The 16,273-nt window shown below is 35.5% G+C and carries 17 protein-coding genes and 1 riboswitch; of the genes, 3 read left to right on the top strand and 14 right to left on the bottom strand.

What is annotated here, in order from left to right; all coding sequences use genetic code 11:
- From ACK4M9_RS03040 to ACK4M9_RS03030, 3 genes are all read right to left on the bottom strand, one after another.
- On the bottom strand, positions 1-1,284 hold the full coding sequence (locus ACK4M9_RS03040; RefSeq protein WP_409847838.1) for an acetylornithine deacetylase: 1,284 nt from the start codon (positions 1,282-1,284) through the stop codon (positions 1-3).
- A 99-nt stretch (positions 1,285-1,383) separates the two neighbouring features.
- Positions 1,384-1,485: riboswitch (TPP riboswitch) on the bottom strand.
- A 193-nt stretch (positions 1,486-1,678) separates the two neighbouring features.
- Entirely contained in the window at positions 1,679-2,146 is a 468-nt protein-coding gene (locus ACK4M9_RS03035) for a hypothetical protein (protein WP_409847835.1), read from the bottom strand.
- Between the two features lie 166 nt (positions 2,147-2,312).
- Entirely contained in the window at positions 2,313-3,290 is a 978-nt protein-coding gene (locus ACK4M9_RS03030; RefSeq protein ID WP_409847832.1) for an aldo/keto reductase, read from the bottom strand.
- 290 nt (positions 3,291-3,580) lie between these two features.
- On the opposite strand from ACK4M9_RS03030, the gene ACK4M9_RS03025 reads away from it, so the two are divergent.
- Positions 3,581-4,453 (top strand): VanW family protein, encoded by an 873-nt coding sequence (locus tag ACK4M9_RS03025; protein ID WP_409848273.1) that lies wholly within the window; start codon positions 3,581-3,583, stop codon positions 4,451-4,453.
- Between the two features lie 190 nt (positions 4,454-4,643).
- A complete protein-coding gene (locus ACK4M9_RS03020) occupies positions 4,644-5,213 on the top strand; it encodes a CBO0543 family protein (protein WP_409847830.1) in 570 nt (189 codons plus the stop codon).
- Between the two features lie 46 nt (positions 5,214-5,259).
- Here ACK4M9_RS03020 and ACK4M9_RS03015 read toward each other — a convergent pair whose 3' ends face one another.
- Both ACK4M9_RS03015 and ACK4M9_RS03010 read right to left on the bottom strand, forming a co-directional pair.
- The gene (locus tag ACK4M9_RS03015; RefSeq protein WP_409847827.1) at positions 5,260-6,390 is read right to left on the bottom strand and encodes a DNA adenine methylase; all 1,131 of its coding nucleotides are present in this window, start codon (positions 6,388-6,390) and stop codon (positions 5,260-5,262) included.
- A gap of 314 nt (positions 6,391-6,704) precedes the next feature.
- Positions 6,705-7,841, bottom strand: a complete 1,137-nt coding sequence (locus ACK4M9_RS03010; protein WP_409847825.1) for a S8 family peptidase — start codon at positions 7,839-7,841, stop codon at positions 6,705-6,707.
- 559 nt (positions 7,842-8,400) lie between these two features.
- Here ACK4M9_RS03010 and ACK4M9_RS03005 point away from each other — a divergent pair.
- The gene (locus ACK4M9_RS03005; protein WP_409847824.1) at positions 8,401-9,300 is read left to right on the top strand and encodes a helix-turn-helix domain-containing protein; all 900 of its coding nucleotides are present in this window, start codon (positions 8,401-8,403) and stop codon (positions 9,298-9,300) included.
- A gap of 114 nt (positions 9,301-9,414) precedes the next feature.
- On the opposite strand, the gene speD is transcribed toward ACK4M9_RS03005, so the two are convergent.
- The 9 genes from speD to ACK4M9_RS02960 form a co-directional block, all read right to left on the bottom strand.
- Positions 9,415-10,230 carry an adenosylmethionine decarboxylase gene (gene speD / locus ACK4M9_RS03000; RefSeq protein WP_409847822.1) on the bottom strand — a complete coding sequence of 272 codons (816 nt, stop codon included), beginning with the start codon at positions 10,228-10,230 and terminating at the stop codon, positions 9,415-9,417.
- A 352-nt stretch (positions 10,231-10,582) separates the two neighbouring features.
- Positions 10,583-10,864: a DUF6509 family protein gene (locus ACK4M9_RS02995; protein WP_409847820.1), complete on the bottom strand. Its 282-nt coding sequence runs from the start codon at positions 10,862-10,864 to the stop codon at positions 10,583-10,585.
- 335 nt (positions 10,865-11,199) lie between these two features.
- Complete coding sequence (locus ACK4M9_RS02990) at positions 11,200-12,003, bottom strand: TerC family protein (RefSeq protein ID WP_409847818.1); 804 nt, start codon at positions 12,001-12,003, stop codon at positions 11,200-11,202.
- Between the two features lie 248 nt (positions 12,004-12,251).
- Positions 12,252-12,824, bottom strand: coding sequence for a hypothetical protein (locus ACK4M9_RS02985; RefSeq protein WP_409847816.1), 573 nt, complete (start codon positions 12,822-12,824; stop codon positions 12,252-12,254).
- A gap of 187 nt (positions 12,825-13,011) precedes the next feature.
- Positions 13,012-13,344 carry a hypothetical protein gene (locus ACK4M9_RS02980; RefSeq protein WP_409847813.1) on the bottom strand — a complete coding sequence of 111 codons (333 nt, stop codon included), beginning with the start codon at positions 13,342-13,344 and terminating at the stop codon, positions 13,012-13,014.
- A gap of 130 nt (positions 13,345-13,474) precedes the next feature.
- Positions 13,475-13,879 (bottom strand): putative periplasmic lipoprotein, encoded by a 405-nt coding sequence (locus ACK4M9_RS02975; RefSeq protein WP_409847810.1) that lies wholly within the window; start codon positions 13,877-13,879, stop codon positions 13,475-13,477.
- A gap of 231 nt (positions 13,880-14,110) precedes the next feature.
- Positions 14,111-14,455 (bottom strand): thioredoxin family protein, encoded by a 345-nt coding sequence (locus tag ACK4M9_RS02970; protein WP_409847807.1) that lies wholly within the window; start codon positions 14,453-14,455, stop codon positions 14,111-14,113.
- An 85-nt stretch (positions 14,456-14,540) separates the two neighbouring features.
- Positions 14,541-15,452: a TIGR01777 family oxidoreductase gene (locus ACK4M9_RS02965; RefSeq protein ID WP_409847805.1), complete on the bottom strand. Its 912-nt coding sequence runs from the start codon at positions 15,450-15,452 to the stop codon at positions 14,541-14,543.
- Positions 15,453-15,519: 67 nt separating this feature from the next.
- Complete coding sequence (locus ACK4M9_RS02960) at positions 15,520-15,885, bottom strand: DUF1516 family protein (RefSeq protein ID WP_409847802.1); 366 nt, start codon at positions 15,883-15,885, stop codon at positions 15,520-15,522.
- Positions 15,886-16,273 lie beyond the last annotated feature (388 nt).

Here is a 16,273-nt window from a genome sequence, read left to right as displayed (position 1 = left end):
TTAACACTCCTTCTTTTTTGTATGGGTCCAGTTATAGATAAACTGAGTAATCACCTTTGTAAATTCAACTAATTGCTCAATCGATACATGCTCATTGACAGCATGGGCGTTTTGAATATGGCCAGGACCATAGATAACCGTTGGGATCCCTGCATCCCCTAGCCACCCACCATCAGTCACCGTTGGCGATACATCAATGATTGCCTCTTTTCCTGAGACAAGCTTGTGGGCATTTCCCAGTTGCTTTACACCTAGATGATTTGGATCGACTTCAAGAGATGGAAAGATTTCACCACGATCTTCAATCATCGAAGTTCCTCCCCATGTAAATAAAGGTGGATTTTCTCTTAACCAAGGGTCGCTGTTAGCAACTGTTAATAGATGTTCTTCAATCTCTTTTGCTACTTGTTCGTAAGACTCATTTGGATAGTAGTGCACGGTAATCCAAAGCCTACATTCATCAGCAATAAATGCGGCATGTCTACCACCCTCTATTACCGCAGGGTTAATTGTGTTAGTCCCTGGTGGAAACCCTTGATAGCTTTTAGTTATGGCCCAATGTCGTTCAAGATCTTGTAAGCCAGCAATGATCTTCATCATTTTTTCAATGGCACTTGCCGCAAAAAGTTGGCCTCCGGCGTGAATCATATTTCGCCTTGTCGCGTCATGATAGGTTTGCTTACTCTTGACCGTAACCCATCCAGTAATGACGCCTCCTTGCCCTTGGATATGTAAATCACTCGTATCAACAACGACAGCAAAATCGGCTTTATACCCTCTTTCGCAGCATTGCAATGTACCTGCCTCGCCGACTTCCTCACCAATCACCGACTGAAAAATTAAATCACCAGGGAGGTCAATTCCGGCCTCCTTAAGTAATTGCAAAGCAAACAACGCAGAAGCCAACCCAGCTTTCATGTCAGCGGCACCACGACCTATCACGACGCCATCTCTTACAATCGGAACAAAAGGATCTGTTTCCCATTGCTCATCCTCACTTACTTCTGCAACATCAATATGGCCGTTAATGATCAAGCTTTGATGCCTTGAAGAACCACTTCCTCGTCGAACCCCAACAACATTAGGATCATTCGGGTAGACGTCCCACATATCAATCTCAAAACCTAATTCACTCAAGAAGTTAGCAACAAAATCTTGCGCTTCCTTCGTATTTCGTGCAGGCGGTGCTGGTGTTTTAAATGAAATTAGCCTACTTACGAGCTGAAGTAGTTCCTCTTGTCGTGCTTCGATTTGTTCTAATACGATTTTTAATCTTTCTTCCATGCATACAGCCCTCCTAAAATAGAAAAACCACTTCAAAATGAAAGAAGTGGTTTTGGACAAGACAAGATTAATTAGGTATTAAAAAACTAACTAACGATGTATGTATTTGCACTTCTTCCCTACGCTAGAATGACCTAGATCAGGTTATAAGGGTTAAGACATCCGTCTCTCTCAGCTTGTAAAGCGCCCCTAGAGTGATAATTATGAAGTTTTTAAGAATATTTCTTTAATACTATTTATTTGTATCACACTTGAGAATTTTTTTCAAATATAGTTATTCTTAGTCATTCAATTATTCTTCGAGAACACCGGGTATAATCTATCTCATTTAATTTGAAACTAAAACAAAAGGACTAAATCAAAAGCTGAGATTTAGTCCTTTTAGATTAGGCTACTATTCTTTTAACGAATTTCTACGAACAAGTCGTCGTTGAAAGTAAATGAAGATTGGTAGTGGAATGACAATCCAACCAAAACTCTTAATCAAGTTGTTTTTTGCTTGAAGGATAGAATTTTCTTTTTGTGAAGCCACCATCGCGTCATAATTAGCTCTCAATTGCTGTTCAGTCAATTTCTCTGCGTTTTCTTCTCCTGATTTTTCAAAGCTTGGGTCACCCCAACGTTTATACTCCTCAAATGACTGATAATACGGAGAAGGGGCATAAATATCAGCCAAAGCCATAAATGCGGCAACGCTTCCACCAATTGTCATCATCAGCGTGGCAAATAAAACTAAATAAATGTAAACATTTTTAATCACGTCTTCTCCCCCTTTTTCTGAATTTCCTTTCACAGCTCCAGCAATAAGTAAAATAATAAATACGAAAATAATCATTGGAACAAACGATGCGAAGATCATCAAACTTCCCCACTCCTTTTATAAGGGTGAATTTCTAAAACAAATGAAAGAGTTTCCTGAGCCTTTATTGATAGCTCGTCGCACAGGAAAAACCTATTTAATATATAGTCGTCTCTTTTCGGTTTATGTTACATGAAAATAAATAAACATTTTACATTAACAAGTGGAATTACGGCATTAAATGACCACGCGATGCAACATAAAGAGAATACCATTCTTCTCTAGACATTTGTTCTGCTTGTTTTGTTGCATCCTGACAGTTTTTAATCCGTTGTTCATTAGCTGTTCCAATTACAGGCTGGATCATCGCTGGATGACGCATTAGCCAGGCGAGGACGATGGCTTCTTGTGTGGTTTCCTTGTTTATCGCCATTTCTTCGACTAATTGTTTTGTTTTTAAATAGGTATCAGTAGGGTTTTCTACTTCGCGGCCTGAATAAATACCGTTTGCTAATGAACCCCATGCTTGAATTTGAATATTCTCTATTCGACAGTGTTCAATAATACCATCGGAAAAGTTATATTCTTTGCCAGCATTCTGATTAACGAGTACTCCAGTTTCAAGCCAATCAAGTTTATGTAAGTTCATTTCCAGTTGGTTGGCAACGAGTGGTGCTGAACAACAGCTTTGTAAAAAGCGCATTTGTGCGACATTCATATTCGAAACACCGAAGTGACGGACTTTTCCAGATTGTTGCAACATGTCAAAGGCTTCGGCAACCTCTTCGGGGTCCATTAATGGATCTGGTCGGTGCAGAAGTAAAATATCTAGTTGGTCAATTCCTAATCTAGTTAATATACCCTCTGTAGAGGCAATAATATGCTCTTTTGAAAAATCGTAGCGATTAGGGATATCCCCTTCTGGAAAGCGAATTCCACATTTCGATTGAAGCACCATTTTTTCACGAAGTTCAGGACGGCGCTTCAACACTTCACCAAACACTTTCTCGGCTTTCCCAAACGTATAAATATCAGCATGATCAAACATCTTTATCCCGATAGAAAGAGCTGTATCGACGACTCTTTCTGCATGCAATATGTCTTTTTCTGTAATCGGATTTTGATTCCAACCTCCACCTAGTCCCATACATCCAAAGACAAGCCTACTTGATGAGATATTCCGTTGTTGTAATGGTAGTACTTTCATCTAATCATCTCCTCTAAAATCTACTAACAATTATACACATTTTGTCGATTAGCAGCTAATAAATCTTGTCCATTCAAATGAAGATTGAGTCTAAATGGTAACGCACTATCCCCTCTATTAAGAAGTGGTCATACAGAACAGGTCTCTAAAATTCATTAGATACAGTAGCGAAGCGTAAAAACTCAGCGACTTTTCAGAGAGGACCCTTCATATTTAAACTCATGAAATTCCTAATTGCTACTCATACTATTGGTAGGAGGGGTGTTAGTGTGTTGAAATATAGTTTTCTCATGCTTTTATTATTTTTCGTTCAAACTCTTGATGTTTCAGATAATGTCTACTTACAACTAGAGGGAGAAACAGTGGCGATTGTCAATCGGGCTGAGTTCCAATCTGTTCTTGGTAATTCACTGATTGATGTTGAGAAGTATCAGGAATTTATCGAGAAACTAGATCTCCAAATTCAAAAAGAACCTTTGAATGCTAGTATCGACAAATATGGAACAGTTGTTCCCGAGCAACTTGGATATAAACTAGACCGTCAAAACTTTACAAAAGAATTTTATACATATTTCTACGGCCAAGGCACTAAGAAAATAAATGTTCCGACAATCCCAATTTATCCTAAAGTTGATAGTGAGCTTATAGCCAATATTCGTGTTAAGCAAATCGGTCAATACATGACCTACTTTAATCGCCACAAAAAAGGTCGGGTTCAAAATATTAAACTTGCTGCTGAAGCAATTAACAATCACGTCGTTTTTCCTGGTGAAATCTTTTCATTTAATAAGGTGGTCGGCAAAAGAACTTTTGAAAAAGGTTATTTACCTGCACCTGTGATTATTCGAGGAAGAGTATATCGAGACTTTGGCGGCGGTATCTGCCAAGTTTCATCGACTTTATTTAATGCTGTCGATCGCGCCGGCGTAAAAATTATAAATCGTTATTCACACAGTAAGCGTGTCCCGTATGTTCCACCAGGTCGCGATGCTCAAGTAAGTTGGTATGGTGCTGATTTCACTTTCGAAAATATCCATAATCAACCGATCTTAATTCAAGCAAATGTATATGGTGGGTCACTTCAAATTACGATCCATTCATCGGATGTCATTAATTTTCAATCGCGCTATGTACCTAATGCTCCTGAGGAAAGTCCTTTATAATTGTTATATATTGATTTGCTTTTAGTTAAGCGGATGATCTTTTTTCTATTGGGTTAACTCTCGGGCATTTGTAGGCATTTCAAGGTGAAGGAGCAGCAAAGGATAGGACAGAAGCTGTTCCTAACCTTTGCAAATGAATATTTTACAAATATATACAAATGATATTGTAAAACACAACAGGAGGAAAGAAATGGGAACTGGCCAAAAAGAAATGTTAAACAAAATAACAGATATGCAAGAACAATTAAGTAGAGTTCAGATTGAATATTGGCTACAATACACGAACCTAACAACCGTACGATTTTGGATCGTTTTTTTGATGTTCGTAATCCCTTTAATTGTTTTATACTTTCGGATAGACAGAAAAATCATCTTTCTTTTAGGTTTCTATGGTTTTAATGTTCACATTTGGTTTAGTTATATTAATATATGGGGGGTGAAACAAGGATATTGGGATTATCCTTACGAACTTCTGCCATTTATACCAGGAAATATATCGTTAGATTCATCGCTTATCCCAGTTTTATTTATTTTTGTTTATCAGTGGTGCCTGAACCGTAATAAGAATGTTCATTTATATTCGCTAGCATTAATCGCATTCTTATCGTTCGTTTTTAAACCAATTCTAATGGGTGTAGATTTGTTTAACCTAAATAAAGGTGTAAATCCTATTCACATATTTATTTTGTATTGTATTATGTACATTCTCTCTCAATTAATCACAATTATATTTTTAAAGATGCAAGAAGGCTCGAGGTAATTATTTTGCAGGCAATTCAATAAAAAAAGATAGAGAAGAACTCTATCTAGTAATTTGTAATTAATATATGCTCGACTTTTCGATCGTTACGATCCATAAAACTAACACTATATTCCTTATCAAAACCAATGATCTTAATTCCAGGTTTCTTGTTATATAGTTGATAAATGAAATCTGTATTTTTAATGATTAACATAAAGTTACAAGGGCACTTATTTAGTAGATAGTTAGCTAAACGTTCTTGGTCATTGCTTACGAACGAATGATTAGCATAGGTCGAGAAATCACTATCATATGGTGGATCTAAAAAGATAAAATCCTCTTCTTGGATAATGATGCTTTGCAAAAATTGTTCAAAGTCTAAATTATAAATGGTTGTTTGCGCTAAGATTTCTTGTAATTGGACTGACCATAAGTATTCGATTTTGTTAGTAAAAGCTTTACGATTATACGAAGCTCCACCATAAGGAACATTAAAGCCGCCACTACGGTTATAGCGAAACATCGAAGAATAACAGAATTCTCTCAAATAGAAAAATAACGCAATATGGAGTTCTTCGCCGATCTTATAGGTTTCTCTTTCGTTATATATATATCGATAATAGGTGTAGACACTTGCCCTAATACTTGCTTCAATATTTTTTTGATAATCTTCTTCGGGCAAATCACCTTTCTTTGACTCGTTTTTCTTCGTATTCTCGAACTTCGAAACAAGTGACTTCTTTAGTTCTTTTAGTAATTGTTCCTTATTCATGTTCAAGCTTTCAGGTATCGCTCTTTCAATATCACTGCCAGTACTTTCAACAAAAATCTCTATTTCAACTTTTAACTCGTCTATCGTCATTTCGTCGTGTTTAAAACGGCGATAAAGACTTCGCAAATCCTGATAGTGCTGATTTGAGTATGGCCCGAAAAAACTCCACAATTTCCAAGTGTCTTGTAGATGTTCAATAAATAAATAATTTTTTTCTTTAATAAGCCTATATAACGAAATTAATTCTGTGGAGAAATCATTGACGAACGCTTGATTGTATTGGGTTTTTTGTAGTGAAAAAAAACAAGCGCCTCCGCCTAGAAAAGGTTCTATATAATTATTAATTTTTTCTGGTAAATATTGATGGATTATTTCCAATTCGGTCGTTTTACCACCTGGCCATTTAACAAACGGTTTAACCAATACTTCTTCCTCCTGCTGTAACTAAACTATATTTTTTATTATAGCATTTTAATTGGAGATTGGAGGAGCAATATAAACATCCACGAGATGTTCATTTTTATTTAGAAAGTAAAGACTGGGGATCTTAACAAATTTTTAATAATTTTCTGGAAACGATGAATTCCCAGGCTAATAGGTTTTGTTAGTTGGACACCCCCCATACTTAACGAACTACAAAAAAATGAGGTAGCCTCATAAGTGACACTCACCTCAGATAGGCACGATATAGCGCCTGAAGTGTTTGTTACTTTAAGACAACCTCATCTATTAAATACTTACTGTTGAATCGCGGCTAATGGCTGAACTAACCCATAACCGTATTGATTAGAATCACCTAAATTTTTCGCAGTTTGTTGCAGTAGTTGTCTTAATTGTACGTTCGTTAAGTTAGGTTTTGCTTCCCAAATTAAAGCAGCAACTCCAGCAACATGCGGTGAAGCCATTGATGTTCCATTATAAGAAGCGTAGTTATTGTTTGGCGTTGTGCTTAAAATTCCGACTCCAGGTGCTGAAAGTTCTACTGCAGGCCCTGTACTTGAAAAAGATCCGCGATTGTCTGACTGATCCGTTGCGGCAACAGCAATAACCGAAGCATATTTAGCAGGATAACCAACTGTATCACCTCGTCCATTCCTTCTGCCACTATTCCCTGCTGCTGCTACAACTAAAACACCTTCATTGTAGGCAAGATTGCACCATTGTTCTAAGATTGCAGAACTTGAGGATCCACCTAAGCTCATATTGATTATATCCATGCCATTTTGAATTGACCATTCAATACCTTTGGCAATTCCCTCATATGAACCACTGCCACTGTTATTTAAGACTTTAACAGCGTATAAGTCAGCATGACGAGCAACTCCTAAGACGCCTAAATCATTATCTACAGCAGCAACTGTACCAGCTACATGAGTCCCATGACCACTACCATCATAGTAAGGATCTCTATTTGCCGAATCGGTAAATACCGAAAATCCACCTTTAACGTTTGTAAATAAATCTTCGTGGTATCTATCAATCCCTGTATCTAGTATCGCTACCTTCATTCCATTTCCAGAATAGCCTAAGTTAAATACTTCTTGACTTTGTACCTTATTAATCCCCCAAGGAATTGTCTGAACTAAAGCTTGTACTTGGGCATTTTCTTCTACGTATTTAATCTTAGGATTGTTTACTAAAGCATTTGCTTGTTTTTCAGTTAATTTCAATGTGACAACAGGAAGTAAATCAAAGGTGTGTAAAATCTCTTGATCTTTGACTCCAAAAGCCTTAAGCAATCCTTTTTCAATCTTCCCATCAAATTGTACTAAGTATTCGTTTTTACCATCATTGCTGGCAAAGCCCATTGTTGGAGAAAATACCATTCCCAACAACAATGTGATTGCAAAAAATACTGAGAGCAATTTCTTCATCTACATTACCTCCTAAGAATTTTTGTGAAGCAACTTTATTATAGTGAAAATATTTAAAATATTTAAAATTCGTATAGAGGTATAATTGTAGTTGTGGTTGTAGTATCATCTTCTAACCTTTTAATAATGGGATATTGCGCAGAAAGAAATAACTAAAGTTATATACATTCTATTACAGAGATAATTTTACCAGATCCTGATGCACCCAAAATAAAAAGCAAAGTAGATATCTACTTCGCTTTTTATTTCTCTAAGTATTCAATCAAAGTTCTTATACCTCATGCGGTAAGTCTGTTGGAGTTACGTCATTTGCTGCCATTGCAGTTGTTGCAGCACCAGTAAATAATAAACTAACTACAAATAAACAAACTAATACTTTTTTCATAGGTATCACCATCCTGTTTCTTTAGTAGATTTTCTGTTATTATACTATATACAATAATATTCTGAATTTTTGAAAATCCCTAAATTCGTCCTTTTTTAAGTAATGATCGTTGAATTTCATTAATAATCTTACTCAGATGAATGTAAAAATAACTATAGTTATAGGGGGGATATAATGAATTTAAAGCAGTTTAGCGAAGAAGTCGTGTATTTAAGAACAAAAAATGGCCTATCTCAAAAAGAATTAGCAAAAGGAATTTGTACACAACCGGCCATTAGCAAGATTGAAAACGGTGAAGTTTGTCCTCAACTTGATACGCTCAATTCTCTAGCTTTGAAATTAAAGGTTCCCTTGTCTCATTTTATTGATATTATTTTGTATGACAATAAGGATTACATAGACCAAACGATTACGTACATTGAGGAACTAACGTCACGACACCAATACAAAGAAGCTTATCATCTCGTGAAGGCTAAATTAACAATGAAAAACCAAGATCCATGGTTTCACTTATACTTGTTGTGGCAGCGGTACTATAGTGGATATCAATTAAAGTTTCTCAATGCTGATGAATGTATCGAAGGGTTAAAGCAACTTTTATTAAATCAGTCCATTATTATGGAACGGTTTTTAAATGTAAGGATCCTCAATACTATTGGAACTATTTATTCTGATCAACGGAAATATCATGAAAGTCTATTTTATTATGAAAAGATTTTAAACGATTATAGTGAAAATTTTATTAACCCAATCCTCGAAAGTAAAAACATTTACATCTTAAGAGTGATTTACAATAAAGCAAAAACCGCGTATGATGCTGGAAACTATCCGTTAGCTGTTAAAACAGTAAAAAAAGGAATCCTCTTATCGATCAAAAATCAAAATATGTCTTCAATTGGTCAGCTATATTATTATCAGGGTCAATGCTATGAAAAACTAAATTACCCTCATGATGAGATAAAGACTTCCTATAAGCAAGCACTCTATTTCTTTGAATTATTGGGGAATCATACGTATGTAGAGATCATCAAGAAACTGAAACAAGTATATTTAACGACTGAAGAGATCAATTAGATTGTCCATAGACTTTGGTTGAGATCCTTGGATCTTTATTAACATAATTAAAGATCAAAATGTACACACGGCGTGAACATTTTGATCTTTTTGTCTTTTTAGGGTGCCAGGCACCTAAATACGGTTAAGGATATTTTTTCCGTAATATAATTCATCCATCTCTAGCTTAAGTTTTTCAGTAATTTCTTCTTGTTCTTCGATGCTCAGTGTATCTTTTTTATAGCCAAACAGATAATTGTTTAAGTCGAAGTTCTTTAATTTACATTTCGTGTGGAAAATGTTTTCTTGATAAATGTTCACATCAATCATATCAAATAAAACTTTTACTTCATCTGGAATGTAGTTTTGGATTGAGTTAATGTCATGATCAATGAAGAGCTTATGGCCGTTGATGTCTCTTGTAAAGCCACGAACTCTGTAATCCATCGTCATAATATCGGTATCAAAAGAGTGAATTAGGTAGTTTAGTGCTTTTAACGGTGAGATTTCCCCACAAGTTGAAACGTCAATATCTGCTCTAAACGTACTAATCCCTTCATCAGGATGATATTCTGGGTACGTATGAACAGTAATATGACTTTTATCTAAGTGAGCAAGCACCGTTTCAGGTAGTGGCCCAGGAGTTTCCTTAAAGAACCCTTGTGGTGCGTTGTTTACAGGACCTTCTGAAACTAAGATCGTCACACTAGCACCCTGTGGGTCATAATCTTGTTTTGCGATATTTAATACGTGAGCACCAATGATGCTTGTAACATCTGTTAGAATTTTTGTTAATCGATCTGCATTGTATTGTTCATCAATATATTCTATATAAGCTTCCCGTTCTTCTTTTGTTTTCGTATAACAAATGTCATACATATTGAAACTTAATGACTTCGTTAAATTATTAAAACCATGTAATTGAATACGCTGTTCTGGCGTTAGTTTCAACTTTAAAACTCCCCTTTTCTCCGCCTTCAATGCATAATGGAGCAACAGCATACCATTTTTTGACAAAGAAGATCCATTTTTAAGATTGATAATTAAATCACCCACGCTATTATAACAAATGAAGACAAAAAGTAATAATGAAATCTTTATAAAACATCAGTAATTGTTTCATAGATTATAAAGTTCTGAATATCTTCGAGGAAAATTGTAATTGATATTCCCATTTGAGAAACGAAATACCATTTAGACACTAAGTAATGCCTGCTTTAACCTTTTTGTTGAGAAAAGACCAAGGTGAATTTAAACCCAAGAAAATAGGATACAACATGTTCGCTAGTTGTATCCTGGTGATCTATTCGATATGTTGTTTGCAGTAGTCATGTAGTAGTTGTTCTTCGTCGTCCTCTAGCGCTAAATCGATGTATTTTTCAGTTTCTTTCTCGTGGATTTGATACTGTACGACTCGCGTTTCATTTTGATCCACTGCTAGTATAACCTTTATGTATAAACCGTTCTCGGAATATAATTCGTCATCTTCCTCTACCTCAACGTTTAGAAAAAATTCATAACGATCGCCGATAATAATTCCTGTCGTATCCTCAACTTTTTCTACAGTATGTCCAGTAATATTCATAGTATCTACTTCCTTTCAAAACAAACAAATTTTCGTACACCTTTTCATTATTATACCTTTGTGTTCCAATATATACTAAAACTTTTTGAAGTTTTCCCAAATTTAGTTAATGAAAAGACTGATCCGGGCATGAAATAGATAAGCCTTAAATTGTATCTCTCAAGGCTTCAATATCATTTAGCATTTGTGTACCTAGTTGCATATAGTTTAGTAAGGACTTTATTTCTGCAGCTAGGAGGAACACCGATGACAAGATCGTTAAAGATAAAATCATTTGTCGGTATCGTTATCTTTATTTATGGTTTTTTTAAGTTTTTTCAAATTGTTTAATGTATTTATCCGTGTTTTACTTTCGCTTCTAATACGTCAGCATCAACTTCAGTTACGTCGACATCCTTTGATAAAAACCAGCCTAAAACAGCAATAAGGACAAGAACTACATAAAAGGTGATTTTCCAAGCTTTCATTTCAGCAATATGTTCTGGTAGCATACCAACTTCTGGATGCGATAATGTATAAATCGCTAACTTCACACCGACCCAGCCGACAATTAGAAATGCCGCAGTCTCTAGTCCAGGCTTACGATGTAACAGCTTTACAAAATGGGTAGCTGCAAATCGCATAATGATTAATCCAATAAAACCACCTAAGAAAATGATTATAAATTTTCCACCATCAAGACCACCAACCATTGGCAAACTTGTGTTAGGTAACGTTACCGCAATCGCAACCGCTGCTAAAATCGAGTCAACAGCAAAAGCAATATCAGCTAATTCAACTTTTATTACCGTAAACCAAAAACCAGATCCCTTCTTTTTTGCTTCTTTCATTTCATCGGATTCTGTTTTATGTCTTGCGTACTTTTTAAATAAGTAATTTAAAGCAATGAAAACAAGGTATAGTGCGCCAATTGCCTGTACTTGCCATACATGAACAAGAAACGAAATCGCAAATAAAGACCCAAAACGAAAAACAAACGCGCCTGCCAAACCATAAAACAATGCTTTTTTACGCTCTTTTTCAGGAAGATGTTTAACTAAAATGGCTAAGACTAATGCGTTGTCAGCGGCCAAGATCCCCTCTAATACAATTAGAATTAATAAAACCCAGCCATATTCTAATAAAAGTGTTACGTCCAAAATAAGTCCCCTCTTCTACATTGATGTAAATAAAAATGACCTGTACCCAATTGGTAAGGTCATGAAATAACATCGCAAAATGCAGATGGACAGACCGATACCGTTATGGTAAAGGTCTCGCTAACAACATTCGTTGCCAATAAACCCGGAGGAATTTCCTCGTGATGACGAATTTATTGTACCAGCTACTCCCCTTTAAAGGAAAACTTTTTATTTGTTTTATATTTTAATAGGAAGAGATTAGTCTGTCAATCTAGTTTTTCTACTAGTTTGAGTACATCTTCTAGAAATAAAACAATGAATGGGACATCTTTTTCGCGCTCGTGCCTTAAATAATTACGCAATTTCTTATAATCTTTCATCTCGTCTGGTTGTTTCTTGTACAGATCCCATATTTTCTCGGAAACGAATAAAACTTGAATTATAGTTTTTGAGTTCCCATGCTTTTCTAAGTGTTTTTTGACAAGATTCAGCTTTGCAAAATGCTCAATGATATCAGTTTCGAATCTCCATTTTTTTAACTGTATTACGTTCATAGAAACAATCAATCTGGGCGTTGTTACCAGAATTTCCTCTAGGGACTCTTGATTATGATGCTCAAAGGACACCAATCCATCTTCAAAATCTCCTTTTAACTGTTGGAAGTCCACTAAAGTTGCAGTATGAACAGGGAGATAAAACTTTCCCGATGTACGAGTATAGGACTCTGCAAGCATATCAAAAAAATGATTATTGGGTATTTGTTTTAAATAATATATAAGCAATTCCACATCTACCCTGGCTTCTTGATGATCATCTTTTGGGTCATAAAACCGCATCATTTACTCCCTCGTTTCATCTAAAAGTTGGATTATATTTATAAACTCACATTACTATCTTTATGAAAATCGCCATTTGAAAATGTTAAACTTGTTCATTATTAAACGAATATCTCACATTGAGAAAACGAAAAAAAAGTAAAGCAATGAATGAACCCTGCTTTACTTCTAATTTTCCAGTAGAAGAATCTTAATTATCTACTTCAAAAAATACCCATTCATTATTTAATAACACAACAAGACCATCATCAAAAAAAGCATACTGTGCACCTTCGTTACCAAAGTTACTTTCCCCATGCTGTGTGGGGATCTCTGTGCTTTTTACCGACGAAGTTATTACTCCTAATATTGCGGAAACATCAATTTCCACTGATATCTCTTCCCCTGTATCCATGTAAATTTTATCATTTACCATAATCATTGGTCGTCTATCGGATAAGCCTTCTTCTTTTCCGTACTGGAAACAACCGACCGTGCTTAACAAATAAAATATGCATAGAATAAGCGCAAAAAACTTCTTCAAATTAAAACAACCCCCGTTTTATAAATTGAACCTAAATTAAGAGCATAAAAATTGAACTATCGCTTTCCTTATAGTTGACCATCAATTTCAAAAGTATAAATCTACATGTACCATGTTCCACTTGTCTATATCACCAGCTTTGACTTAGGTTAAGCTCTTCAGGAACTTCAATACACTTTTTTTCACTGCAAAGTATCTTATTTTCCTCATCATACTTTAGAAGAGCTTCTTGCTGGCCTTTACTGTACTCAGGATCAATTACAGCAGACAATTTTATATGATATTGCCCATGTATATCTTTGCGGTATTCTATAGGTTTAGCCTCATTCAAGTAGTTATGATAGAAATCCTTTGCATTTAGTTGATAGACAAAATTACCGCTATCAGCCTCAAATACTCTTACTTGATCCAAATAATCAAATTTAGTCCCAAACATAGTATTATAGTCAATTTCAAGTTGTGATTTTAGTGAACTTCCATCAACACAACCAGAAAGAAAAACGGTAATGATCCATAGAATTAAAAGCTTTTTCATAGTTTCTCCCCTATTTTTTATATTTTTCCTAATTTTAACATATAAATCATATTTTTGTGCATAGATCCAAAAAAACTTTTTGTAATAATGCTTAACCTAACGGGCTCCCTCCCACTAGTTTCTGAACGATTTTAATAACTAATTTGGTGGCATCTGTTGCTGCTATCACTAAAACTGTACTTAACACAAAAAACTTCTGAAATTTATTCAGAAGTTCCTTCGTTCCTATACTCAACAATTACGATCTGTTGTTTTCCCACTCCTAACAAACGGTGCTAGTTGCCGATCAATATTTTCAGTCGAATGAAAGGCATAAAACTCGTGGGCTTTTAAGCCGTTTACAAACACTGCTACATACGGCACGCTTTTAATCTTCCAATCCATCGCTAACTTGCGGTTAACGTTAAGGTTAACTGTATAAATTGTTACATGACGATGCTGTGCTTGCCACTGCTCTAGCATTTGCCTTGCCAATTTACAGGTTCCACATAATGGAGTGTAGCAATAATAAATTTTTATATCTTGTTTCTTATTAAGGAAATGCCACTCTATCATTTTTTCAGTTACTTCAATCATCTTCATCAACTCCTCAACAGAAACATTATAACGAAAGTTTCATTTAGATGGAAATAGAATGGATTAGCGAGGATAGCAGCCTTTGCTAATCAATCAAATCTTTTAAAGCTACTTCTAGGTCTGTTTGTTGAAATGCAAAGCCACTGTTCAGTAGTTTCTTCGGAATACAATTTCTCCCGGTTAAAGCTAGACTTGGTTCAGTTTGCATGAAAACATACGCTCCTAGCCAAACGAACGGAGTAGGTGCTGGAGGACTCCATCCTTTTCCCATCACCTTTCGTAATGTACTCATAAACTCTTTATTCGTTACTGGTGTTGGTCCTGTAGCATTATAAATCCCTTGATAGTTCTCATTTTCAATCGAACGAAGGAACATTTCATTTAAATCATCGATGTGTAACCAGCTAATGTATTGTTTCCCTGAACCGACTGTTCCCCCTAGATTAAACGAAGCTAGTTTCTTTAGTGGCTCTAGTGCTCCACCATCATTTCCAAGAGCAAATCCAATACGTAGTAACACTTGGCGAGTCGTCAATAATGACTCTGTGAAAAATTCTGCTTCCCACCGTTTACAAACCTCTACCGAAAAACCGCTGCCAAAAGGAGAATTCTCATCACACAACTCGCGAGTATCCCCAAAAATAGCTAATGAACCTGCCTGCACAAACGCCTGCGGTGGTTGCTCACTTTGCTTAATGGCATCCCTTAAAACTTTGACAGAATCAATCCTAGAAGCTATGATTTCTTCTCTATTTTTCTTTGTGTAAATACAATTTACGCTTTTCCCTGTAAAATTTACAACTGCATAACTACCGTCAATTTCACGTGCCCATTCCCCTAATTGCCGCCCGTCCCATTGGACATATTTTATATGCTCTTCTGATACTGCAGCTTTTCTCGATAAAATTACAACTTCATAACCCTTCTCTACTAAAAACTTTGCCAATGCTTTCCCCAAAAAACCTGAACCGCCCGCTAGAATAATTTTTTTTCGCATCAATATCCGCCCTTTCTTTCATTATGAAAAAAAGCAGAACATGATAAATACATGCTCCGCTTTTGGTTTAAAAAATAATGACACGATAACCGATTAATACAACGACTAAAAGCGCTGCTAAGCATAACACCCAATAGGAAGCTAACGATTTTCCCGAGATTCCTTTTTTCGTTTTTACAAGGATCATTTCCATAAAATAGATTAACGAAAGCGCTAATAATCCCTTAATTATGTATGTAAAAAGAAATCCTTTTAGTACGAGTAAGGCAATTCCTGTTACAACCATGATGACATAGAAAAGCCTAAGAACCATATGAGTAATTTTTGCTCCTTTTGCTACATTCCCCCGATAAAGAAAAAATGTAACGACAAAAAGAAGTACTAAGATCATCCAAAAATACGCATGAGGATGATAAAAAGCATTATACGGCATGTGTAAACCTCCTATTTTTTGTCTTGACTCATTAATTATACATTTATCATAAGTTTTCACCAAAAAATATGCTTTGAGGTGTTTAGATTACTCTCGTTAGCCCAGCAAGACCATAAAAAATAGCGTTAATCGCAAAATGAATTAACGCACCTGTACTTAATGCTGCCGTAATTAAATCTTCAATGATTGTTTGATGAATCATTCATTTTCCCTCCTCGAACTTCCCTGAGGTGCCTGGCACCCTTCGTGGACATTTCTTTAACAAATGTCCATGTAGGAAAGACATTTTTATGTATTTTTTGAGGTGAATATTCCCCTCCTTATACATTAAATGAAAATATCGATAAGTTAAACTATTTCGACTAAAAAAATAATTATTATTTATTCG

The sequence above is a fragment of the Anaerobacillus sp. genome (assembly GCF_046314235.1).
GTDB lineage: Bacteria > Bacillota > Bacilli > Bacillales > Anaerobacillaceae > Anaerobacillus.
Note: the sequence above shows the minus strand (reverse complement) of the source record. Positions and strands in the feature narration are given on the sequence as shown.